Origin of the sequence: Confluentibacter citreus, assembly GCF_002807055.1 — a bacterium.
Lineage (GTDB): Bacteria > Bacteroidota > Bacteroidia > Flavobacteriales > Flavobacteriaceae > Confluentibacter > Confluentibacter citreus.
In genome coordinates, this window is record NZ_NIXN01000001.1 from 1,303,852 (window position 1) to 1,327,771 (window position 23,920).

The 23,920-nt window shown below is 32.3% G+C and carries 23 protein-coding genes and 1 tRNA gene; 13 read left to right on the forward strand and 11 right to left on the reverse strand.

The genetic code is table 11. The annotated features are described in order from the left end of the window. Positions 1-113: 113 nt before the first annotated feature. Entirely contained in the window at positions 114-950 is an 837-nt protein-coding gene (locus tag CDH49_RS05635; protein ID WP_100614514.1) for a YihY/virulence factor BrkB family protein, read from the reverse strand. 541 nt (positions 951-1,491) lie between these two features. On the opposite strand from CDH49_RS05635, the gene CDH49_RS05640 reads away from it, so the two are divergent. The 4 genes from CDH49_RS05640 to CDH49_RS05655 all read left to right on the forward strand — a co-directional run bounded on the left by CDH49_RS05640 (position 1,492) and on the right by CDH49_RS05655 (position 5,399). Then, a complete protein-coding gene (locus CDH49_RS05640; RefSeq protein WP_100614386.1) occupies positions 1,492-2,526 on the forward strand; it encodes a helix-turn-helix domain-containing protein in 1,035 nt (344 codons plus the stop codon). A gap of 96 nt (positions 2,527-2,622) precedes the next feature. Continuing rightward, positions 2,623-3,072 (forward strand): ferritin-like domain-containing protein, encoded by a 450-nt coding sequence (locus CDH49_RS05645; protein ID WP_100614387.1) that lies wholly within the window; start codon positions 2,623-2,625, stop codon positions 3,070-3,072. A gap of 232 nt (positions 3,073-3,304) precedes the next feature. Then, entirely contained in the window at positions 3,305-3,790 is a 486-nt protein-coding gene (locus tag CDH49_RS05650) for a YciE/YciF ferroxidase family protein (protein WP_100614388.1), read from the forward strand. Between the two features lie 151 nt (positions 3,791-3,941). Then, entirely contained in the window at positions 3,942-5,399 is a 1,458-nt protein-coding gene (locus tag CDH49_RS05655; protein ID WP_100614389.1) for a glycoside hydrolase family 130 protein, read from the forward strand. Between the two features lie 34 nt (positions 5,400-5,433). Here CDH49_RS05655 and CDH49_RS05660 read toward each other — a convergent pair whose 3' ends face one another. Further along, complete coding sequence (locus CDH49_RS05660) at positions 5,434-7,761, reverse strand: glycosyltransferase (protein WP_100614390.1); 2,328 nt, start codon at positions 7,759-7,761, stop codon at positions 5,434-5,436. Between the two features lie 436 nt (positions 7,762-8,197). On the opposite strand from CDH49_RS05660, the gene CDH49_RS05665 reads away from it, so the two are divergent. Together CDH49_RS05665 and CDH49_RS05670 are read left to right on the forward strand one after the other, a co-directional pair. Beyond that, positions 8,198-9,046: an SDR family oxidoreductase gene (locus CDH49_RS05665; RefSeq protein ID WP_100614391.1), complete on the forward strand. Its 849-nt coding sequence runs from the start codon at positions 8,198-8,200 to the stop codon at positions 9,044-9,046. 174 nt (positions 9,047-9,220) lie between these two features. Continuing rightward, entirely contained in the window at positions 9,221-9,799 is a 579-nt protein-coding gene (locus CDH49_RS05670) for a hypothetical protein (protein ID WP_100614392.1), read from the forward strand. Here CDH49_RS05670 and CDH49_RS05675 read toward each other — a convergent pair. Together CDH49_RS05675 and CDH49_RS05680 are read right to left on the reverse strand one after the other, a co-directional pair. Further along, positions 9,796-11,319, reverse strand: coding sequence for a GH3 family domain-containing protein (locus tag CDH49_RS05675; RefSeq protein ID WP_100614393.1), 1,524 nt, complete (start codon positions 11,317-11,319; stop codon positions 9,796-9,798). The genes CDH49_RS05670 and CDH49_RS05675 overlap by 4 nt on opposite strands. Before the next feature lie 81 nt (positions 11,320-11,400). Beyond that, on the reverse strand, positions 11,401-11,964 hold the full coding sequence (locus CDH49_RS05680) for a type 1 glutamine amidotransferase domain-containing protein (protein WP_100614394.1): 564 nt from the start codon (positions 11,962-11,964) through the stop codon (positions 11,401-11,403). Between the two features lie 337 nt (positions 11,965-12,301). On the opposite strand from CDH49_RS05680, the gene CDH49_RS05685 reads away from it, so the two are divergent. Beyond that, positions 12,302-12,949 carry a porin family protein gene (locus CDH49_RS05685; protein WP_100614395.1) on the forward strand — a complete coding sequence of 216 codons (648 nt, stop codon included), beginning with the start codon at positions 12,302-12,304 and terminating at the stop codon, positions 12,947-12,949. Between the two features lie 100 nt (positions 12,950-13,049). Beyond that, a complete protein-coding gene (locus CDH49_RS05690; RefSeq protein WP_100614396.1) occupies positions 13,050-13,580 on the forward strand; it encodes a hypothetical protein in 531 nt (176 codons plus the stop codon). Between the two features lie 92 nt (positions 13,581-13,672). On the opposite strand, the gene CDH49_RS05695 is transcribed toward CDH49_RS05690, so the two are convergent. Both CDH49_RS05695 and CDH49_RS05700 read right to left on the reverse strand, forming a co-directional pair. Further along, positions 13,673-14,602: a 1-phosphofructokinase family hexose kinase gene (locus tag CDH49_RS05695; RefSeq protein ID WP_100614397.1), complete on the reverse strand. Its 930-nt coding sequence runs from the start codon at positions 14,600-14,602 to the stop codon at positions 13,673-13,675. A 207-nt stretch (positions 14,603-14,809) separates the two neighbouring features. Next, positions 14,810-14,882, reverse strand: a tRNA-Lys gene (locus tag CDH49_RS05700). Between the two features lie 127 nt (positions 14,883-15,009). Between CDH49_RS05700 and CDH49_RS05705 the strand changes: the two genes are divergently transcribed. Continuing rightward, a complete protein-coding gene (locus tag CDH49_RS05705; protein WP_100614398.1) occupies positions 15,010-15,531 on the forward strand; it encodes a shikimate kinase in 522 nt (173 codons plus the stop codon). Here CDH49_RS05705 and CDH49_RS05710 read toward each other — a convergent pair. Next, complete coding sequence (locus tag CDH49_RS05710; protein WP_100614399.1) at positions 15,523-16,026, reverse strand: phosphoribosyltransferase domain-containing protein; 504 nt, start codon at positions 16,024-16,026, stop codon at positions 15,523-15,525. The two genes, CDH49_RS05705 and CDH49_RS05710, sit on opposite strands and share 9 nt — an antisense overlap. A gap of 113 nt (positions 16,027-16,139) precedes the next feature. Beyond that, positions 16,140-16,517, reverse strand: coding sequence for an RNA-binding S4 domain-containing protein (locus CDH49_RS05715; protein WP_100614400.1), 378 nt, complete (start codon positions 16,515-16,517; stop codon positions 16,140-16,142). A gap of 137 nt (positions 16,518-16,654) precedes the next feature. Between CDH49_RS05715 and CDH49_RS05720 the strand changes: the two genes are divergently transcribed. Beyond that, on the forward strand, positions 16,655-17,722 hold the full coding sequence (locus tag CDH49_RS05720; RefSeq protein WP_157805274.1) for an FKBP-type peptidyl-prolyl cis-trans isomerase: 1,068 nt from the start codon (positions 16,655-16,657) through the stop codon (positions 17,720-17,722). 78 nt (positions 17,723-17,800) lie between these two features. Here the strand turns inward: CDH49_RS05720 and CDH49_RS05725 are convergent, their stop codons facing one another. The 3 genes from CDH49_RS05725 to CDH49_RS05735 form a co-directional block, all read right to left on the reverse strand. Beyond that, entirely contained in the window at positions 17,801-18,415 is a 615-nt protein-coding gene (locus CDH49_RS05725) for an outer membrane beta-barrel protein (RefSeq protein WP_100614402.1), read from the reverse strand. A gap of 192 nt (positions 18,416-18,607) precedes the next feature. Further along, positions 18,608-19,561, reverse strand: coding sequence for a transketolase family protein (locus CDH49_RS05730; RefSeq protein ID WP_100614403.1), 954 nt, complete (start codon positions 19,559-19,561; stop codon positions 18,608-18,610). Between the two features lie 20 nt (positions 19,562-19,581). Continuing rightward, complete coding sequence (locus tag CDH49_RS05735; RefSeq protein WP_262496602.1) at positions 19,582-20,442, reverse strand: transketolase; 861 nt, start codon at positions 20,440-20,442, stop codon at positions 19,582-19,584. A gap of 257 nt (positions 20,443-20,699) precedes the next feature. Between CDH49_RS05735 and tgt the strand changes: the two genes are divergently transcribed. The 3 genes from tgt to CDH49_RS05750 are packed head-to-tail and all read left to right on the forward strand — an operon-like array spanning position 20,700 to position 23,847. Next, positions 20,700-21,830, forward strand: a complete 1,131-nt coding sequence (gene tgt / locus CDH49_RS05740) for a tRNA guanosine(34) transglycosylase Tgt (RefSeq protein WP_100614404.1) — start codon at positions 20,700-20,702, stop codon at positions 21,828-21,830. Between the two features lie 57 nt (positions 21,831-21,887). Continuing rightward, on the forward strand, positions 21,888-22,964 hold the full coding sequence (locus CDH49_RS05745) for an LptF/LptG family permease (protein ID WP_100614405.1): 1,077 nt from the start codon (positions 21,888-21,890) through the stop codon (positions 22,962-22,964). After that, positions 22,951-23,847, forward strand: coding sequence for a DMT family transporter (locus CDH49_RS05750; protein ID WP_100614406.1), 897 nt, complete (start codon positions 22,951-22,953; stop codon positions 23,845-23,847). Before CDH49_RS05745 ends, CDH49_RS05750 begins: the two co-directional genes overlap by 14 nt. Positions 23,848-23,920 lie beyond the last annotated feature (73 nt).

The window sequence follows — 23,920 nt, forward strand, 5'->3', positions numbered from 1 at the left end:
AATCTTTAAATTATCGGGATAAATCTAGGTTTTGTGGGTAATAATAATTAACTCATTTAGACTAAATTTTAACGCTATCTGATATATGACGTATACAATGAAGATGATAGCTATTAAGAAATATTCATTAAATACTTATCGGAATAGACTTTTGTAAACTGGGCACCAAAGAAGAGAATTAAGCTGGTATATGAGGTCCAAAGCATGACTATAATTATAGATCCTGCAGCCCCATATGTGGAGCCAGGTTCTGTTTTTCCAAAGTAGAAGGCTAAAATATATTTACCTATAATAAACAAAAGTGCTGTTAAACCCGCTCCTATTTTTACGGCTTTCCATTTTACAGGCGTACTTGGTAAATATTTAAACATGGCTGCAAATAAGAAATAGATAAATACCATAGACAATATGATATCTATAATATATGCAAAATCTAAAATGTCGCTTGAAAGGAGATGAGTTATTCTATTGGCAAATGTGGTAAGTAAAGCTGTTAAGATGAAACTTATAAGTAATAAAAATCCAAAAATCAAGATGAATCCAAAACTTTTCAGTCTCCCCAATAAAGTAGCTATTATTTCATTTGAAAAGGTTTGTTTTTTCTCCCAAATATCATCTAGTGCATTTTGTAATTGATAGAAAACGCCCGTAGCACCATATAATAAAATGCCAATTCCTAAGATAGTAGCGAATATAGAAGTAGATTCATCACCTCTTTTAGTAACCATATTTAAAATAGAGGTAGCGGTATCAGGTCCTAAAGCCGTTGATATTTCAGAATTTAATTCACCTTTAACCAATTCTTCTCCCCATAAGGTGCCAACCAAATTCAATATTATTATTAGTAAAGCCGGCAGAGACAATATAGCGTAGTAGGCAACGATGGCACCTAATTTAAAGGGTTCTTTTTCAATCCAAGCTTTATAGGTTGTAATTAGTAAACTTGGCATATGCTTAAGTTTAAATGTGTCAGATTTTTTTAAATCTTTATTCTGATAGTCCATAAAATTATTTTTTTAAAATAAAATAATATAAGTAAAAATATTTAATGGAATTAGAGAAATAATTATCACTAATGATTCATATTCTTTAGCCTAAATCAAAAAAACAATCCTGCCAAACACTTTTGTTTAAAATAGCACATAAAGGCTCTCCGGTATTTTATAATTCATTAAGAATGGCTTGGGGACTAATGTTTTAAGAAAATTCAAGATAACAAAAATTATATAAAGTAATTATAAAATGATGTAACAAAACATGTAGCCTCTTATTGCAATTTTGTTAAAACAATATAAATAAATATTAACCTTATTGAAAATTTAAGATTTAAAGCATGCGCCTTTATTCATTAAGGGCAATCGAGCTTTTGAATTTATTGTGAGGTATTTAACCAAAATATGAAATTAAATCGGTCTTATTAAACACTGTAAAATTTGATTTTCTATTAATAAAAAGCAACCCACTTTTAATAATTTAAAAAAAAGAATAAGTATGAAAACGGTATCAATAACTTCAAATTCCCTCTCTGTTATTTTTGATCAACTTCAAGCGGAATTGGGTGGAAAACTAGATATAAAGTCTAAAGAATACAAATTGGAACTTAACAATGATATTGTTAAAGGATTTATCTCAGGAGTTTCCATAGAAAAAGCAATTATTTATATGGAATATAGCATTGTATTTAAAGAAGATGTATCTTTTTTAAATAGACTGAGCGATACGAGTTCGATTTATTTTGGATACTGTTCCAAAGGACATGTTAAGCAAAGTTTTGAAGGCCACGCTAAAGAAAATAAACTAGGTCAATTTCAAACGGGCATTTTTTCAAACTCTTCAGAAAACAACATTTTTTTCAGTTTTGAAAAAAATAAAAAGGTAGAATTCTCTATGGTTACTGTGGATGTATTATCGGTTTCAGATAAAGAATTAAGAGATCAATTAAAAACCACATTCATTCTCGATCAGAAGCATAGTGTTTTTTCATATATAGGCTCTTTCAACTTGAAGATTGTAGAAAAAATAAATCATCTTAACTCTTTGAGCCAAAAAGGATTGGTTAGGAATTTATTGATTAATAGTGTTGTTTATTTAATTCTAGCTCTTGAAATTGAACAGCATAAAAATGACCTAAGTAATGCCATGACCAATTATTATTCCCTTACCCAAACAGATATGGAGGCTGTAAAAGATATAACCGAACATATAAGAAGTTGTCCGGAAATTCAATACAGTTTAAAGTATTTAAGCAGAAAATCAGGTTTATCACCCTTTAAATTACAAGAGGGGTTTAAAATATTGCACAATCGAACAGTTGCCGATTTTATTAGAAATATAAGAATTGAAGTAGCAGAAAATTTAATAAGAACAACAGAACTCAATATCTCAGAAATTGTTTACTCAGTAGGGCTTACAAGTAGAAGTTATTTTTCCAAAATTTTCAAAGAAAAATATAATTGTAGCCCCAAGCATTACCAAAATCATCAAAATCTTTTGTCTATTAAAAGCTTAAATATGAATGCCGTTTAAATGAGTCAATTTTTCATTTAAAAGCATCAATAGCTGGAGATTTTCATCTCTAAATTACACAAATAAATTATAATCATTAATTAAACTTAAATTATTATGAATACGTACACAGAAACAATAGGTAATAAATTGAATGATCTTTTAGAGAAAACATATGATGCTGAAAAAGGTTTTAGAAAAGCAGCAGAAAATACAGAGCATACATATTTAAAAAATTATTTTCAAAGAAAAGCGCAGCAGCGTTATGCGTTTGGACAGGAGTTAAAAGCGGAAATTGTTTCTTTTGGTGAAGATGTTCAAAAAGAAGGAAGTTTTGCTGGTGCAGCCCACCGAACATGGATGGATGTAAAGGCATTGTTTTCTTCGGATAATGATGAATCGATGCTGGAAGAAGCTATTAGAGGTGAAAAGGCCGCTCTAGAAGAGTATAATGACATTCTTAACGAAACGTCGTTGCCATTTAGCACACAAGGCGTAATACTTAAACAGAGAGAAGCTATTGCCAATGACCTTAATACCATTAAAAAATTAGAGGATATACATTAATTAATAGGTCAACGTCAATTGAAAAGAGAAGTGTTAAACTTCTCTTTTTATATTATTGGCATTAACAATTTCATTCTGGTTTTTCAATACATATCATACCAAGAATATTGTGATGCATTAAATGTTAAGGTGCCAAAGCGATATATCAAATGGGTCAATAATTTTATTTTTAAGATTAGTCGCCCGCAACTTTTCAAAATATCTTTAAACAAACAATTAAAAAACTTAAAACATGAAAACATTAAAAGATTTATTCGAACATCAATTAAAAGATTTATATAGTGCAGAAAAGCAATTAATCGATGCACTTCCTAAGGTTGTTAGTAATGCCGGAGACAGCAAATTAAAGAAAGCGTTTGAAGTCCATTTAGAGGAAACTAAAGCACAAAAAAAGCGACTTCAAGACATTTGTGAAGAACTAGATATATCTCCAACTGGAGAAACCTGTAAGGCTATGAAAGGTTTAATCAGTGAAACTGAGAGTTTCATAGAGGAAGTAAAGGATGCTGAGGTTATGGATGCTGGCCTTGTTGCAGGAGCTCAACGTATAGAGCATTATGAGATTTCGGGGTATGGCACTGCTGTTAGATATGCTAAGGAATTGGGCTATAATAATATAGCAAGTAAATTACAGGAAAGTTTGGATGAAGAATATGATGCAAATCACAATTTAAATAAATTAGCAGAAAGCAGACTTAATAGAAAAGCTGTTAATTAAGAAACATAATGCAATTATTTTACTGCCTATAAATTAATTCGGTTAAAACAATCTCCAATTAATTTATAGGCAGTTTATGTTATTATACCAGTTTAATAGTAACAGATTTTAAAATGAAAATGAAACAATAATTTAAAAATTAGATAATACCATGTCAATTACAGTAGTTCGTAAAAATCTATATTTTAAACCAGATTCTAGTAGGGTAGTGGCCAGGTTTTTTAATAATGGTGATGCTAGAACCATTAATCTCGTGCACCGTATCATGAGTTTAAGCGAGATAGAGGTTAAACATGAATTAGAAATAACCCTTAAAGAGTTTCTGGGCAGGCACAGAAATATTTCAAATATTTTTTTAAAACACTTTTATAATTACGTGAATCTCATAGAATCCATGGGGATGGATCATAAAAAATTATCTTTGGAACGTAAACTTTTAATAGGCTCTTACAGTACCATGGAATATTCTGTAGAGGCCTCCGCGTTGTTTAATCCCTCTATTGTTGAAGATTTCGATCAGTCTTTTTTGTCTGAAGGAGAAAAACGGGTCATAATATCGTTTAGGGCTACAGGAGAGGGACATTTGTCCTCTATCGTTTTCAGGAAAGGCATTTTGGATGCCTCCAATAATTTACATATGGAGAATCTTCATAAACATATCGACCTTCCTAATATTAAAAATAAAAAAACGTATAATAAAAAACGATTTATGAAGAAAATGGAGGAAATGAATATTCCAAAGGAATATTCTTCAACCATTATGAATTCATTATCAAGCAGATTCGAATATTTTGCTTTAAAAGATGCCGTTGGGGACGTATTGAAACAGGACATAGATGAACAAAGAAAAAAGGCGCTTAACGAAATGACCTGGCTGATTGATTCTTATTACGATATTGAATTTCATGAAGATTCCAATATTTCAGAACGTGCTATTTTCCCTATTTCACCATCAGAGAGTAAAGGAATTGAGGATGCCAGATTTGTGCGTTTTACGGAAGATGATGGCACTGAAACCATATATGCCACTTATACGGCCTATGATGGTTACACCATACTCCCTAAATTACTTTCAACAAACGATTTTAGGAATTTCAGAATCATGCCCATGCACGGCGATGGCGCACAAAATAAAAATTTCGCTCTTTTTCCCCGTAAGATTAAAGGTAAGTATGCTATGTTGGCAAGAATTGATGGCGTTAATAATTACCTTTTTTATTCCAAAAGAATCACATTATGGAATAATCCCATAAAAATTCAAGAGCCTAAATTCCCATGGGAGTTTACGCAAATAGGAAATTGTGGCTCACCCATATACACAGATCAAGGTTGGTTATTAATTACCCACGGTGTGGGAGCCATGAGACGTTATTGTATTGGTGCTTCATTATTGGATTTAGAAGACCCAACTAAAGAAATTGGCAGGTTAAAAGAACCTCTTCTTTCTCCTTTGGAAGAAGAAAGAGAAGGTTATGTTCCAAATGTTGTATATTCATGCGGAAGTATTATTCATAACAACCATTTGATTTTACCTTATGCCGTATCAGATTATTCATCCTCTTACATTACTATTAATTTGGATGATCTCTTAACGGCTCTCAAAGCATAAGGTTAATATAATTGTGTATGAGGAAATGCAAGTTTTAATCCATTTCCTCAAAAGCTAGCCGGGCCAGTAAATAACTAACAGTAGATTCTGCTCCTTGGTTCAAATTGACATTGTTCGCTTCAAGACCATCATGGCAGCCTCCTGTACAAGAATTATAAATAATTTGTTCTAATTGGTTGTTGCCAAGAAACCAGCTGAAAGCTATTTTCATTTTGGTATCGTAATCTTCTAATGGGAAAATTAGATTAAATTGTTTTAAAGCCAAAATGGTGTATGTAACATCAATGGGTTGTTCTCCTCCTATATATGCTAATTTTTCATCAGATCCCTTTATCAGCCAGTTTTGATTACATATTATTTTAATTGAATTTTCGTCAAACGTTTTCGAAAGTAAAAAATCAAAAGACTCTTTAGCTATAAGCTTGAATTTTGTTTTCCCAGTAGCTTTCCATGCACATAATAATGCTTCCGGTAATACGCTATTGGCATAGGTTAGATAAGGTTCATACCAATTCCAATCGTCTTCAGAATGGAACTTATATAAATCAACAAGTTTGTTACCCATATCTTCAATAGATATGGTTATTTCCCTACTGTTAAGCTTCATATTAAAAAAGAATAAACCTTTTATAATAAAGGCTAGGGCTCTAGGGGATTTGAAATGTTGCATTTGTAATTGAAATTCATTGATTGCCCATTTCATGTTTTGAAGGAGAGTTATATCTAGATCAATTGCTTCTTCCATTAATGAATACGCATAGCCTAAAGACCATATGGCCCTTCCATTGGCATCTTCTAAATTCTCTTTATCATTTTGCTTGGTGAATTTTTTATCCTTGTCCACATAATTCAAAAATAAACCATTGCAACGTTGACACTTTAAAATAAAATTGATGTATGTCTTTATCAATTTTAAATCGGATGGATTATGCGTTAATTTGTAATGTTGGCACATAGCTATTAGTGCTCTGGCATTATCATCTACTGTATAGCCAGATTTTAAATCTGGAGTGTTAATTATTGAAAATTGAATGATTCCAACATCTGTCGTCATCGCTTTTAGATGGTCAAGGTTGATCTGTGGTTTTTTATAGGTTAGTTTTAATGGTTTTTTTACTTCTTTAGAAAAAATATGGGCATGTGCTATCGATGCATTTTCCCAAGAGGTAGCAGATGAAGCATGCAATCCTTTCAATTTCATGTCATTTCTAAGATTTTTATTATTTAATAATGTATTTACTTCCTTGGCCAATTGTTCGGAGTTACCAAAATCAAAAAGAACGCCACTACCATTTCGTAAAACTTCATTGGCATGGGGAATGGGCGTAGAGATAATGGGACAACCACAGCTTACTGCATAAGAAAAGGTGCCACTTACAGCCTGATTTGGGTCTTTTGAAGTAAACACATAACAGTCAGATAATTGCAGGTATTCAAGTAATTCGGGAAGTGGAACAAATTTAGTTATAAACTTAACATGGTCGTTTAATTTTAATTCTTCTACCTTTCTCTGTAGGAAATCCATATAAGTATTGCCTTCTCTATTAAAAAGTGTTGGGTGTGTTTTACCTATAACTAAAAAAATAATATTCTTGTGTTCTTTTATAATGTTGGGTAAAGCATCTAAAGTGGTTTCAATACTTTTTCCGGGTCCCAATAAACCAAAGGTAGATATCACTTTTCTTCCCGATAAGTTATATTTTTCTTTAAGAATCGATTTTTTCTTGTGTTTTACTAAATGGGTTCCATGCGGTATGATTTCTATTTTTCTTGGATTTATACCATAGGTGTTTATTAGTAATTCAGATGAGGATTTTGTCATAACCGTAATTATTTTAGCCGTCGATGCCAAAGCTTTAACATGTACTTCTAAAGCCAAAGTCGGGTTGGGCAGTACGGTATGAAAGGCTAGAATTATTGGTTTGTTGAGTATCTTTAAAAAATTTATAAATATGTCTTCATTATTTTTAAATAATCCAAACTCATGTTGAACCATGACTAGTTCAATATTTTCATCGGCATTAATCATTTTGGATATTAATATAAATGATTGTAAATCGTCCGTATTTAACACCAAATCGACATCATCTTTTTCATAAGTATGCCTCTCTACGTTTGATTCAACTGCACATATTGTTGTGTCAAAACTGTTTTCGTATGTATTGTCAAGCGCATTTTTTAAATCTTGAGTATAGGTTGCTATACCACATTGTCTTGGAGGATATGTTGATAGTATTAAAACCTTTGGTAAGTTCTTAGGTTTATTAACTTTGAAATTAAGTCTATCTTTATAGTCTACATGTTTGTTGATAGCCGACTTACTGCTAGTAGCTGGATTTTTAATTTTTATAGCACTTCTCATAATTTAAAGGGTTATTATAGTTCATATCATAGTGGTGGTGGTTTATTTGATATCATTACTGGAAATCTTTTTTGATTAAAATTCACAATTAATTTAGCTAAGTTATATTTTGAATGAGAGCATCATTGCCCTTAAAAAGATATTTCTTAACCCAATCAGTTTAGCTGTATGACTAAAATAAATGAATACTCACTTAAATATTTATTAAAAACCATGGGTTGAAACAAGGAATGAACCCTTGTTATTTGATGAAAATGAACAGTATTTTTTAGAACAATTCCACAAAGGAATTAAGAATTATTTCTTTGTTTTCAGTTACAGTCTTTAGGAATAGATTAATTATAAAGGTATTTATTGGATTAATTTTTAGTTTAATAGAGTTTATGGTTTTCTATCAATAGTTTTTAATTTGCTAAAATGTGAAATGAGAATTATTATGAAAAAGCCAAGCAAATTCCCGGCACAAAAGCTATCCCAGCCAGGAGAAGAACATAAAATGAATCCTCAACCAGAGTTAATACGCGCAAATTATAAGGGCTCTGAAAAATTAAAAAATAAAATTGCTTTAGTTACAGGGGGCGATAGCGGTATTGGAGGTAGCACTGTCTTACATTTTGCTAAAGAAGGAGCAGACATTGCACTGGTTTATTTAAAAGAGACCACTGATGCCAAAAATATAAAAAAACTAGTGGAAAAAGAAGGTAGAAAATGCCTTCTTATCAAAATGGATTTAAAGCAAGAGGCGAATTGCAATGCAAGTATTGAAGCTTGTGTTAAGGAATATGGACACATAAATATTTTAGTTAACAATGCCGCTATGCAGTTTCCAAAAGATTCCCTTACAGAGATCAATAAACAACAACTGCACAAAACTTTTGAGACTAACATATATCCGTTTTTTTATTTGACCAGAGCGGCTTTAAAATATTTTAAGAAGGGTGATGTTGTAATAAATACAAGTTCGGTTACTGCTTACAGAGGAAGCGAACATCTCATTGATTATGCTAGCACAAAAGGAGCGATTGTAAGTTTTACAAGATCGTTATCTGCACAATTGGCTAAAAAAGGAATCCGTGTTAATGGTGTTGCTCCGGGGCCTATTTGGACACCGCTTATTCCAGCTAGTTTTGATGATGTAACCGACTTTGGTCAAGATACCCCAATGGGCAGAGCTGGGCAACCCAGTGAGGTTGGGCCTGCTTATGTTTTTTTGGCATGTGAAGATAGTAGTTATATTACAGGTCAATTTATCCATATTAATGGGGGCGAAATTATTGGTGGTTAATTTGGATCCAAGCCGTTTTATTTTTTGAGAAAATATAATTTAAGAAATCTTAATAAATTTCCTTTTGAAATTTGCATGTTGTTAAGTGCTAGTAGTTTTTTATATTGTCAATTTGTAACCGGTAAGCTTAAGAAGAGAACTTTAGATTATACATAAATCAAAATTGATTATTTTTTGAATACTAAACATATATATCCCAAATCTATTGCTAATGAAGTTAAAATGGCGTTGTCATATTATCCTGAACTAAAGGATGTGGCTATAGAGTTTAAATTCAAAAAAAATATTAGGAAATCCACCATGCAAGCTCAACCAACTATTGGTACTGTATTCTTGGCTAAAAAAAAGCGAAAATATGTAGTATTAATAAGTAAAACCTTTAGAATTTCGGATAACATTTACCAAACTAAAGATATTCCTCCCATGGTATTGATAGGATGGTTTGGACACGAATTGGGTCATATAATGGATTATCATCAACGGAGTGGTTTTAATTTGATAGGCTTTGGTTTAGGGTATTTGTTCTCTGAAAGGTTTATGAAAAAAGCTGAACGTGATGCTGATACCTTTGCGGTTATGCATGGTATGGAAGATTATATTTTGGCTACCAAAAACTTTATTTTAAATGAGGCTGGCTTTCTTGAAAAATATAAAAATAGGATAAAACGGTTTTATCTATCTCCAGAAGAAATTATGATGATTGTTCAAGAAAGAGAGGATAATCCAAAGTTATTTAAAGAAAATGAGAATTAGATATTCCATTTGGCAACAAATGTTTCCCACTCAGAAAATGTATCTTCATTCATAACGCGTTGCATTTTAACTTGTCCGCCTTTCTTATTATTAACAGCGTTCCATTCATAAAAAATCGATGATGGAATGGTTTTTGCCTTCACACCTTTTAATGCTTTAGTACGGGCCACATCGTAATTTTTATTAGCTTTTAAATAATCATCTATTGATTGGGCTAGTACATCACTTTCAATATTATCTACTGTGCCTAAATACCAACTATGATAGAATTCGCCCTCATAACGTTTTGCACATATAGTATATTCCCTTATTTCAATATTAAAGCTTTCTTCAAGGTGTTTAATGGCATCATCCAGTTTGTTCACGGAAAGCTGAGACCCTACAGTGTTTAAGAAAAATTTAGTACGCCCGGTTATTTTAATCTCTGCTCTTTCAATATCCTTAAATTCAATAGTATCACCAATAATATATCTCCAAGCGCCAGCAACGGTGCTTATAATTAATACATACTCTTTGTTGAGTTCTACGCTATCAAGGGTATGGGCTGGAGCCTTAGGTTTTATTGAGCCATCTTCATTTATATATTCTGGGAGAAAAGGGACAAATTCAAAATAAATACCCTGATTTGTAGCTAATTGCATAGCGTCTGTTTCCGGTCTGGTTTGAAATGCCATAAATCCTTCAGATGCTAAGTATGTATCAATAACGGTAATGGGTCTACCCATAAGGGTGTTAAAGGTTTTTTCATAGGGACCAAATGCAACACCACCAGATGTATATACTTCTAAATTTGGCCAAATTTCATGAATATTTTTTACTTTGTTATGAGAAATAACCTCAATCAACATGAGCTCAATCCAGGAAGGGATACCGCTTATGGCACCTATGTCCCAATCTGTAGCATGTTCGGCAATTTGGCGAATACGGGTGTCCCAATCTTTAATCTGAGCAATATCTTCACCCGGTTTATAATAACCTCTAAACCAGGCAGGAATATTGCTCGCGCTTATACCGCTAATTTCGCCTTCTAAATGTCCTTCTTTTTCGAGTAAATCAGTTGAACTTCCTAGCATTAAGATGCCTTTTTCAAAAAAAGCAGCAGGCAAATCAAAATTACTTAATGCCAAAATTTGTGCAATTCCAGTAGATTTGATGTTATCAATCATGGCTTGAGTTACAGGAATGCGTTTACTGGCTTTTCCAGTAGTACCGGCACTGAGTGCATAATAATCTGGATTATCTGGCCATGTTACATTGGTTTGTCCTTCATGTAGTTTAGACCACCAGGCTTCATTTATGTTATTATAATCAAAATAGGGAATCGTATCAGCGAAGCGTGTTTGCATGTCTTCACTTTCCAAGATGTCATCAAAATTATAGAATTTACCAAAAGCAGTATCCTTAGCTGTTTCAAGTAAATATTGTAATACCTCCTTCTGATTTTTGATAGGGTTGGATGAGGGCGTTAATTTTTCCGTTAACTCTATGGCCCCTTTAATAATGTTTCCTATAATATTCATATAACTATTTCTTTTTAAAACTAATTAAGAGAAGCTCATCGAGCTTCTCTTAATATATAGTTGAGATTGAGGCGAAAATTTCTAAGCTTTTAAAACTTCTTTTTCATATTTACCTTCAGCTACTTCTTCAATAATCTTATTTATAAAAGCAGGCAAATCTTGTGGATCTCGACTTGTAATTAATCCAGAATCTACAACCACTTCTTGATTTTTCCAACGTGCACCAGCATTGATAAGATCATCTTTTATGCTGAAGTAAGACGTTACCGTTCTATTTTCTATGACTTTGGCACTAATTAGCAACCATGGCGCATGACAAATGGCGGCAACAGGTTTTCGTTGTGAAAAAAAATTCCTGATAAATGATAAAGCGTCTTCATTAACCCGCAATAAATCTGGATTAATAACACCTCCCGGTAGTATTAATGCACTATAGTCAGATGGATTGGCATTCTTAGCTAATTTATCTACTTTAATAGTTTCTCCCCAATTTTTATCATCCCAGCTTTTAATGTTACCTTCTTTTATTGAAATGATCTCTACAGTCGCGCCTTGTTCTTTCAAAGCTTTTAAGGGGTCGAATAATTCTGATTTTTCAAATCCATCAGTAGCTAATATGGCGATTCTTTTGTTTTGTAGTTTCATATTTATGATTTTAAAAATTAAATGTGTCTTGTTTTGATTTTAGACAGATTAAAGATATTGACAGTAATATTATCGAATGTGCTCTATTACAATTTTGATTGACTTAATAGCTTGTCTATTTATAAATTGAAAAGGAGGAATAGAACTTAATTCCTAAAAAAAGTATTAATAATGGTACTTTGAACTAACCGTTGGTTGTAAGAGTGATATATTCTTACAGTATTATGTTGTTGGTTATAATGGCAATTATGTAAAAAGGATATAATATTTTATAATAGATAAGACGTTGCGGTATTGCACCTTTGTTGAGTATAATTTAAACATAAAAATTATTAGTATGAAAAACAGAATTTATTCAGCTCTAATTTTAATTTTTGGAGCCTCATTGATAACGGCACAAGCTCAAACAAACGATCCATTACAAGTTCAATTTGGTGTTAAAGGAGGGGTTAATTTTTCAAATATGTATACTGAAGATGTTGATGACGACAATATGTTAACAAGCTTTAATGCGGGTTTGTATGTAAACATTCCAGTATCAAGTTCTTTATCCATTCAGCCTGAATTTTTATATAGTAGAAAAGGATCTGAATTAAGTTATGATAATTTATTTGCAACAGGTACAGCTAAATTTAAATTGAATTATATAGAAGTTCCTGTTTTATTGAAAATGAATGTAACGGATAATTTTAATATCCATGTGGGTCCTTACGTTGCTTATTTAATTGATTCACAAGTAACAAATGAGTCAAGTGAGGGAACTTATGATTTTGAAAGTAATTTTGATAACGACGATTTCAATAAGTTTGATGCGGGTCTATCAGCTGGTATTGGTTTTGATTTTGATTCATTTGGAATTGGAGCCCGTTACAATTATGGCCTCATAGCTGTAGGAAAAGAAAGAGATTTCGGTGGAACAACCTACACGGTGCCAGATGGCAAAAATAGTAACATAAGCATTTATTTCGCTTTAAAATTAAATTAAGAACGGTAGCAAAAAAAAACACTGATTTTACAGTGTTTTTTTTTGCTATTACTACACATCAATTATAATAAAACAATTATTCAATCCATAAATTAAAACCATGAAAAACACCATAAAAATCCTAGTAATTATTTGTGTTTCTATCTGCACAAATTTTTCTTACTCACAAGACAATGCTGATACTTATGAAAGAAGTCTTAAACTAGGTGTTGGTCTTAGTGGAGGTTTACCTTTTAATGATCCTTATAGCTTTAATGTAGGGGGAGACGTAAGGCTGCAATACAATATTTCGAAAACATATTCTTTAACCTTCACTACAGGTTATAATAATTTATTTGTTGATGATGATGGTGTAAATTTTGGTTACATTCCAATAAAAGTTGGTTATAAAACATTTCTCTTTAGTAATGAATTTTATGTAATGGGTGAAATGGGAGGTGTGTTTTCCGTGACTAAGGAATATAACAACAATTCTATGCTTTTTGGACCAAGTATTGGATATGCAACCAAATATGTAGATATAAGTATAAGATATGAATTTTTAAAAGACTTTCCTATTATTAAAGATGGTATAGCAGATAATGGCTTAGGCCAGGTATTGGTTCGTCTTGCTTATGGTTTTGATTTGTAACAAGAATTCAGGGCTAGTTGAACCCAACTAATCGTTAGTTAGAGAAAGTCAATTATTAAAATTAAAATTTCTTGCTTCCTAACTTTGGGAGTTTAAGCTACATTCATCATTTTCAAAACGTTGTCAATATGTGATTTGCTGGCTAGATTGGTTCCTTCATTCATCGTTGTTGCGACACCACAAACAACGCCCCATTTTAAAATATCCTTTACCAAAAAATCGTTCTTAATTCCATAGATTAACCCTGCCACCATACTATCGCCAGCACCAATAGTGCTTTTTACCGATACTGAAGGAGTGGACTGATAAACAATACCATCCTTAGATGCCATAAAGGCGCCTCTTGCACCTAAAGAAACTACAACATACGTAGCATTACCAGATTTAACCCTGTCTAAAGCAAAGGCTTCTTGTTCCATGCTTGATAAAAATTCTTTACCAGCCCATTGTGCCAACTCTTTTTGATTGGGTTTTACCAGAAAAACCTTTTCTTTAAGTGCCTCTGCGAGTGCGGGGCCCGAAGTATCAATAACAATCCTAATGTTTTTGTTGGATACATATTGGATTAATGTCGCATAATAATCTGTTGCTACGTTTGGTGGAAGGCTTCCGCTTAAAACAAGCATATCACCATTACTAAGGCATTTATCTAGCACCGACTTTAGCTCAACGAGTTCCACATCTTGTAATCCATGACTTGGCATCCCAAAACGATATTGAAAATTGGTTTTTGTATCCACAATGGACAGGTTTTCCCTTGTCCATGCTTTTACAGACATAGTTTCCGGATTAATGCCTTCTTTTAAAAGTAATTCATTAAGATTTTTCCCAGTATCACCACCGGAAGTAAATATACAACGTGTTTGTTCATTAAGCCTATTGAGCACTCTAGAGACGTTAATACCACCGCCGCCAGGTTGATAACCTATGGAATGGCATTGGAGCTTTTGGTCAGGCACCAAGCCATCTACTTTGGCACTTTTATCTAAAGCAGGATTTATGGTAAGTGTTATGATATTCAAAAGTTATTATTTTTAAGATTAGGAGTATTTTAAACACTTCTAATATAGTTATAAACTTTTAATTTGTATTTAAAAAGTTGATTCTTAATCATCATTAATGAAGATCCTTTCAAACTAAAGTGGGCCAATAATCACCTAAAAAAATAAAGCCTTGAAAATATTATAATTTTCAAGGCTTCGTAACTACTTGTTGAAAGTTAATTAAAGTGACCGGGCTGGGATTCGAACCCAGGACCCTTTCATTAAAAGTGAAATGCTCTACCGACTGAGCTACCAGGTCTAGTCTCTTTAATGAGGGTGCAAATATAAAATGTTTAATTAATAAAACAATGCTTTTTTTGTATAATTTTTTGTTTTTTTGCCTGACGAATATCTATGTTTTTAAGAATCAATTTAAAAGCCAAATAATGAATGTAATATTAATTGGGTATATGGCTTCTGGAAAGTCAACTATAGGGAAGATTTTAGCAAATAAATTGAATTATGATTTTATTGATTTAGATGATTATATCGAAAAAGAGGAGCAAACCTCTATTGTAAATATTTTTAAATCTAAAGGAGAAATTTATTTTAGAAAGTTGGAAACAGCACATTTAAAAACAATTTTAACGAATAAAAACAACGTGGTTTTATCCCTTGGAGGTGGTACCCCTTGCTACGGAAACAATATGGATGTTATTTTAAACGACAACAATTCTAAAAGTATTTACTTAAAAACTGGGATTCCTGAATTGGTTAGTAGATTAAAAAATGAAAAATCCAAACGCCCTTTAATAGCTCATATAAAAACTGACGATTTGCTTACTGAGTTTATTGGTAAACATTTATTTGAACGTTCTCAATTTTATAATCTGGCAGAAGTAAAAATTACAACCGACAATAAAACAGAAACTGATATTGTAGAAGAATTGCTTTTAAATTTATTCTAAAAAGGCTTCAAAAGATTTTCCATCTAAATTGATATGCACATGTTCGTGTAACGACGTTGATAAGGAAATACCTTTAAAATCGGCTTTAACGGGATACTTTTTATGGTTTCTATTTACCAAAACAGCCGTTTTAAATTGTTTTAATGGCACATTCAAAAAATGTTTTACACCATAAATTAGTGTCGTTCCAGAATTCAATACATCATCCACCAACACCAAGGATTTGTTTTTATAATCCTCCGGAGAAAGAGAGGTTTTAATATCTAACCAAGGATTTTTTTTATCGATGGTTACTTTGCAAAGTATCACATTTATGTCTGATATTTTTTGAAGAACCGTTTTCAATTTTTTAGCAAAAATATAGCCATTACTATCTATGCCAGCTAAAACAACTTCCTTTTCATTCACATTTGCTTCATAAATTTGAAACGCAATACGTCTAATTTTATGATTGATTTCGTCGTGGTTTAGTATTATATTGTTTTTAACTTCCATAAGTTTTGGTTAAAAAATTAAAAGTATAAAATTACTCATTTTTATTTGTTTACTTTACTTTTTTTCAAATGACAGATTGAACATGTCGCATTCACTTTCTACGGAATTAAATGTTATTCATTAGATGCTTCATCATTATAATCGTCTATATCCCTTCTATCTTTTTTAGTTGGTCTTCCTACACCTTTTTCTCTATAATAATCCTTCGCGTATTTTAAGAGTTCTTGTGCTTCAAATTGTTCCTTCGGGGTTTTGTCAATTCTATATATATCAACCAATTTGGCGCCAACTCTGCTTTCGGGGAGGTCATTGACGGTAATTTGATATTTTATTTGATTTAATCTTATCTCAATGTTATCCTGTGCATAAACTTCCCTACTAGGTTTTACAATATCATTGTTTACCCTAATATGTCCTTTTTTACAAGCGGTAGTAGCTAAAGTTCTGGTTTTATAGTACCTAACACACCATAAATACTTATCAATTCGCATATAATATTTATAAAAACTACGTTAATGTTCTTGTGCAAGATTACTTTAAAATTGTATCTTGCGACCTCAAAAATAAACAATAATGATACATTTACTATTTAAATCTGTAAATGTTGAATGGTTATATATTGTATTATATGAAAGTAGAGAAAAACAATAAAAAATTGCAAATGAATTTAGGAAAAATTGGGTTACTTATGTTGTTTTTAACATTAGGTCTATTGTCTTGTAAAAAGGATGATGATGATACTACACCTCCAATACCTCCTAGAGATCGAGGCGAGCAACAACTAATTGATAATGATTCTTTGATTGAGTATTTAGAAAGCCATTATTATAATTCAGCAGATTTTGTATCAAATCCAAACCCCAGTCTTTCAGATATTATCATCACTAAATTGGAGGAGGGAGAAGTAGTGCCTGATGGTAGCACATTGTTAATGACTGCCGTGGGAGATCCTAAAGAAGTAACTTACGCAGGTACACCATACGAATTTTATGTTCTTAAATTAAATCAAGGAGGTGGAGAAGATAAACCTACTTTTGCTGATAATATATTTTTTACTTATGAAGGATTTACTTTAGATAATAAAATATTTGATAATGTTGTATCACCAATAACATGGAGTTTAACCGAATTAATCCCCGGTTGGAGAAAAGTGTTGCCAGATTTTAATACTGCAGAATCCTTTGTTGATACTGAAGATGGCACAGTGAATTTTGTAAATAAAGGAGTGGGTGTTATGTTTTTGCCATCTGGATTAGGGTATTTTGCTAATGCACAACGTAATATTCCAGCTTATTCTCCCATAATATTTAAGTTTGAATTATTAAGAATGTTTCAAAACGATTTTGATGGAGATGGTATTCCTTCTTATCTAGAAGATTTGAATGGAGATGGTGAATTTACGGTTAATTTTGAAAATCCTAATGACCCAGATGATGATGATACCGATGGTGATTTTAACCCTGATTACGCAGATACAGATGATGATGGTGATGGCATTTTAACTAGAGACGAAATCGAAATTACAACGGTTAATAAACCAACTAGGCAAGAGGTTCTTGATACGCCTTTACAAACGGATCAAGTGCTTTTAAATAAAATAAGAAAAGAGCAAGATGGCACTTATACAGGAACTATTCTAACCTTAAAAGATACGGATGGGGATGGTATTCCAGATTACTTAGATGCTAAAAATTAAAAGTTCTTGAAAAGAAACATATAAAAAAAGCTCACTAAAATTAATTTAGTGAGCTTTTTGTTTGGATTAATATATGTTTTACAATAGTAACGATAAACTTAAAATAAGCTGATTTGGCCTAGTATCTAATCTACTGGTCCCAACACCATTATTACCTATAAAAGTGGCTTCGTTTTCACTAAAACCTCGTTCATATCTGACGTCGATTCCAAGCTTGTTTATGTTAAGGCCAATACCAAAATTTAGTCCAACACTAAAATCATTTTTTACATCTTCAATGGCTATGCCATTAAAATCAGAATCCAAAATATATTGAAACGATGGTCCAGCAAAAACACTAACGGGTCCTAATATTTTAATACCAACTAACATAGGGGCATCCAGTTTTTGCATTTCAAAGCTTTCATTGTCATAATCACTCTTAGTGCTAGTGTAAACAAGTTCTGGTTTAAAGTATATTTGGTCGCCTATTTTTCCAAATAAACCAACATGGTAACCCACATTTCTGTCAGGATTCTTGGCATTACTACCAATAGACTCAAAATAATCGCCGTTAGCATTGTAGTTTAAACCGCCTTTAATACCAAATCCAGTAGCTGTTTGAGCATAGGTAAATGATGATATTGATACTAAAAATAATGCTAGTAAAATAGTTTTTTTACTAGCATGTAATTTGCTTTTTAAATTTTTCATAAGTTTCGTTTTTAATTTGACTTGAGTTTTTCTTTTCCAAAAGTATATAGTCTCATTTGTTATCCGTTATATAATTTTTTTTGTTTGTTATATAATTAGATAAATGAATTTTACATACAATATTATATGTAAATTATATACTGAAAGAACGAGTTATTGTACTAAATCAAAAACGTTGCCAAATGAATATTATTACTTTCTTTTTATAACTGATAACGATTTTTCAACAATGGCGGCACTATTTAGTCCGTATTTGTCCATAAGCTGCGCGGGGGTTCCAGATTCACCAAATGTATCATTGGTCGCCACAAATTCTTGAGGTGTAGGATTGTTTAATGCCAAAACTCTAGCGACACTTTCACCTAATCCACCCAGATAATTGTGTTCTTCAGCAGTTACCACACATCCTGTTTTTGCAACCGATTTAAGAATGGCTTCTTCATCTAAAGGTTTGATGGTGTGAATATTGATAACTTCAGCAGAAATGCCTTTTTCAAACAAAACCTTTGAAGCTTCTAAAGCTTCCCAAACCAAATGTCCGGTAGCCACAATAGTAACATCGGTACCTTCTGTAAGCATCACAGCTTTGCCAATCTCAAATTTTTGGTCTTCTGGAGTGAATATAGGCACTACTGGTCTTCCAAAACGTAAATAAACAGGACCATGGTGGTCTGCAATTGCGATAGTTGCCGCTTTGGTTTGGTTGTAATCACATGTATTGATAACCGTCATACCTGGTAGCATTTTCATCAGACCAATGTCTTCAAGGATTTGATGCGTTGCGCCATCTTCACCTAATGTCAAACCAGCGTGCGATGCACATATTTTTACATTTTTATCTGAATAGGCTATCGATTGACGAATTTGATCATAAACACGACCCGTTGAAAAATTGGCGAACGTACCTGTAAAAGGTATTTTACCTCCAATAGTTAAACCTGCTGCAATGCCCATCATGTTAGCTTCTGCGATACCAATTTGAAAAAAACGTTCAGGGTTTTCTTCAATAAATTTTTCCATTTTTAAAGATCCAATTAAATCGGCGCAAAGAGCTACAACATTAGGGTTCGTTCTTCCTAGTTCGGCTAAACCAGCTCCAAAACCGCTCCTTGTATCTTTTTTTTCTGTATATGTATATGTTTTCATGTTCTTAATTGGTCTTATTATTAGTAATCTCCTAAAGTTTCAGGGTTTTGTGCTAAACCTTTTGCTAATTGTTCATCATTAGGTGCTTTACCATGCCAAGCGTGTGTATACATCATAAAGTCTACACCATGTCCCATAATGGTTTTTAACAACACACAAACAGGCTTACCTTTCCCAGTATGGGATTTAGCTTCAGCCATGCCTTTTAAAATAGCTTCAATATTGTTGCCTTGTTCTATCTCAATCACAACCCAGCCAAAAGCTTCAAATTTAGCTTTGATGCTTCCCATTGGTAAAACTTCATCTGTAGAACCATCAATTTGTTGTCCATTTAAATCGACTGTACAAATAATATTATCCACTTTTTTGGCGGCAGCATACATAATGGCTTCCCAATTTTGTCCTTCTTGAAGTTCGCCATCACCATGTAATGTATATACTAAATGTTTATCTCTATTAAGTTTTTTTGCTTGGGCAGCACCTAAAGCAACAGACATCCCTTGGCCTAAAGAACCAGAAGCGATTCTTACACCAGGCAAACCTTCGTGAGTTGTTGGATGACCTTGTAAGCGAGAATTTAGTAATCGGAATGTATTTAATTCTTCAACAGGAAAATAGCCTGCTCTTGATGTAACACTATAAAAAACAGGTGAGATATGGCCGTTAGATAAAAAGAAAAGGTCTTCGCCAATACCATCCATATCAAAACCTTCCTTTCTTTCCATGATTTCATTATATAATGAAACCAAGAATTCTGTACAACCTAATGAGCCTCCTGGATGACCAGAGTTTACTTTATGAACCATGCGTAAGATGTCTCTTCGAACTTGTATGGTTAAATCTTCTAAATGTTTAGTGTTTAGCATATCTAATTTGTTAATTTTGCTTGACAAAAATAGGCTATTAAGATAGTTTTACAAAGTATTAACTGTCTATTTTTAAGTAAAAAAGCGAGTTTGAAAAAAAAATTAAAAGTCTTGGGCTGTTTTAAAAAATTAATGGGAGGGCTTCTTCTTGGTTACTTTTGCATCTCCGCAATTTATTTTGATAAATTGTAATTAGTGGACCTAGTTAAATGGCATAAAGTCATTTTAAAATTAAAAAAATATGTAGGTTTGCCGACTTATTATTTCTGAATATGATATTTGAATTAAAAGCCAAGGATACACAAAGTAAAGCAAGAGCAGGAGTCATCACAACCGATCATGGTGTTATTGAAACACCTATTTTTATGCCTGTTGGAACCGTTGCTACTGTAAAAGGGGTGCATCAACGCGAACTTAAAAATGATATCAATCCTGATATTATTCTTGGAAATACCTATCACCTGTATTTGCGTCCACAAACCCACGTTATTGAAAAAGCTGGCGGATTGCATAAATTTATGAATTGGGATAGAAATATTTTAACCGACTCCGGCGGTTATCAAGTATATTCCTTATCAGCTAATAGAAAAATCAAGGAAGAAGGCGTCAAGTTTAAGTCGCATATAGATGGGAGTTACCATATTTTTACACCTGAAAATGTGATGGAAATTCAACGAAGCATTGGTGCAGATATTATTATGGCTTTTGACGAATGTACACCCTACCCATGCGAATATAATTATGCAAAACGATCCATGCACATGACGCATCGTTGGTTAGATAGATGCATTAATCATTTAGAGAAAGTACCCTTTAAATATGATTACAGTCAGGCTTTTTTTCCCATAGTCCAAGGAAGTACTTATAAGGATTTAAGAATACAGTCTGCTGAATATATTGCCAATGCTGGTGCGGTTGGAAATGCCATAGGTGGTTTGTCTGTGGGTGAACCTGCCGAGGAAATGTATGCGATGACAGAAGTTGTTTGTAATATTTTACCAGAAGACAAGCCTCGATATTTAATGGGAGTTGGTACGCCAATTAATATTTTGGAAAATATTGCGTTAGGTATAGATATGTTTGATTGTGTCATGCCAACAAGAAATGCAAGAAATGGGATGTTGTTTACAGCTCATGGAACCATAAATATTAAAAATAAGAAGTGGGAAGAAGATTTCTTGCCTATTGATAATATGGGAATTACCTTTGTAGATACAGATTATACAAAAGCGTATTTAAGACATTTATTTATAGTTAATGAGTTATTGGGAAAACAAATTGCAACCATTCATAATTTAGGATTCTATTTATGGTTGGTTCGTGAAGCCAGAAAACATATATTAGCGGGAGATTTTAATGATTGGAAAAATAAAATGGTTAAACAAATGGACAATCGTTTATAAAGTTAAAAGTTACTTCAATTTATAAATCAACAACATATCTAATACAGCATACTGAAATTGAAAATACTAGACTGGTACATATTAAAACGTTATCTTTTTACATTTTCCGCCATGTTATTGCTATTCATTCCTATTGGAATTACCGTGCATTTAGCCGAAAAAATAGGAAAGATTTTAGATAACAACGTACCAATAAGTGAAGTTCTTGTTTATTTTTTAAATTTCACTATCTATTTTGCAAATCTATTATTCCCGTTATTTTTATTTTTATCCGTTATATGGTTTACTTCTAAACTTGCCAATAATACAGAAATTGTAGCATTTTTAAGTTCTGGCGTGTCTTTTTCCAGATTTTTAAGACCGTATATTTACGGGGCAATTATTGCCGCTATTTTAGCTTTGGTATTGGGCTTATACTTAGCACCCATTGCAAGTAAAGGATTTAATGAATTTGATTTTAAATATTTCCATCCCACTAGAAAAGATACTCAAGACACTAATGTCTTTCGGCAAATAAATGAAAATGAACTTATTTATGTGAGCAGTTTTGATCCTAAAAATAAACAAGGGACAAATTTTATTTTAGAACATTTTAATGATAATGTGATGACCCATAAAATAACGGCAGATATTATTAGATACAGTGAAGAAGATACCCTATACACATTAACTAATTATACCAAACGGACTATTGGAGATATTACAGATAAGTTAGAAAGAGAAACTAAAAAAGATACCGTATTGGCTTTTGATGCTGAAGATTTGACACCATTAATATATCAAGCTGAAATACTTTCATATAAAGATTTGTCAAACTTTATTGAAAAGGAAGAATTAAGAGGGTCTTCCAATGTGGGGCGTTATCAATTAGTGCTTTATAGAAAATGGAGTTTGCCGGTGTCCGTTTTCATTTTAACTATTATTGCGGTTGCAGTATCGTCCATAAAACGACGGGGCGGCATGGGAATAAATTTAGCAGTGGGTATTTGTATTGCTATGGTTTTTATTTTCTTTGATAAGATTTTTGGTGTCATGGCGGAGCAATCTGATTTTCCAGCAATCATTGCGGCATGGTTCCCCAATGTCATTTTTGGCATCATCGCTTTATTTCTTCTTCGGAATGCTAAACGATAGATTTAAAAATTATCTGCATTTACATTTTTTAGTTTTCATAGCAGGTTTTACGGCCATATTAGGGCAACTTATTACTATAACGGCGGTACCATTGGTTTGGTTTAGAATGTCGATTGCATCTGTTTTAATTTTCATCTATATAAAAGTTGCAAAAATCCAGATTAAAATACCATTAAAATCGGTTTTTAAACTGTCTATTGCAGGCATTGTAATTGCGTTACATTGGATAACATTTTTTGGAGCTATAGATGCCTCAAACGTATCCATTACATTAGGAGTGTTTTCTTCAGGGACTTTTTTTGCCTCTATATTAGAGCCTATTATTCATAAACGGCGTATTATTTGGTATGAAATTTTATTTGGAATCTTGGTGATTCTTGGTGTTTTTGTAATAACACAAAGTGAAGTCAACTACATTAAAGGTGTCTTGCTTGGTATTGCTGCTGCATTTTTTTCATCATTGTTTGCAGTGCTTAATGGTAGTTTTTTAAAACAACATACAGCAACGGTTATTTCATTTTATGAATTTATTAGTGGTGTCGTTTTCATCACATTTTTTATACTCCTTTTTGAAGGTGGTTTTTCATCACATTTTTTCAATATAAGTACGATCGATTTTTGGTATTTATTCATTTTAGGGTCTATCTGTACCGCATATGCATTTATAGCGGCTATTTATGTTATGAGGCATATTAGTCCTTATACTGTGGTTCTTACTTATAATTTAGAGCCTATTTATGGTATTATCATTGCCATCATCCTTTTTCCTGAAAAGGAAAAAATGAGTCCTACATTTTATTATGGAGCCTCCATTATTATTGTTACGGTGCTATTGAATGCAGTGTTAAAAAACATGAGAAGGCTAAAAAGAAAAGCTTCTTAGCCTTCAAACAGAATTAAAGTTTTCATATTTTCTTAGATAATTATTACTTTTGTAATTCGGGCTAAGAGAACCT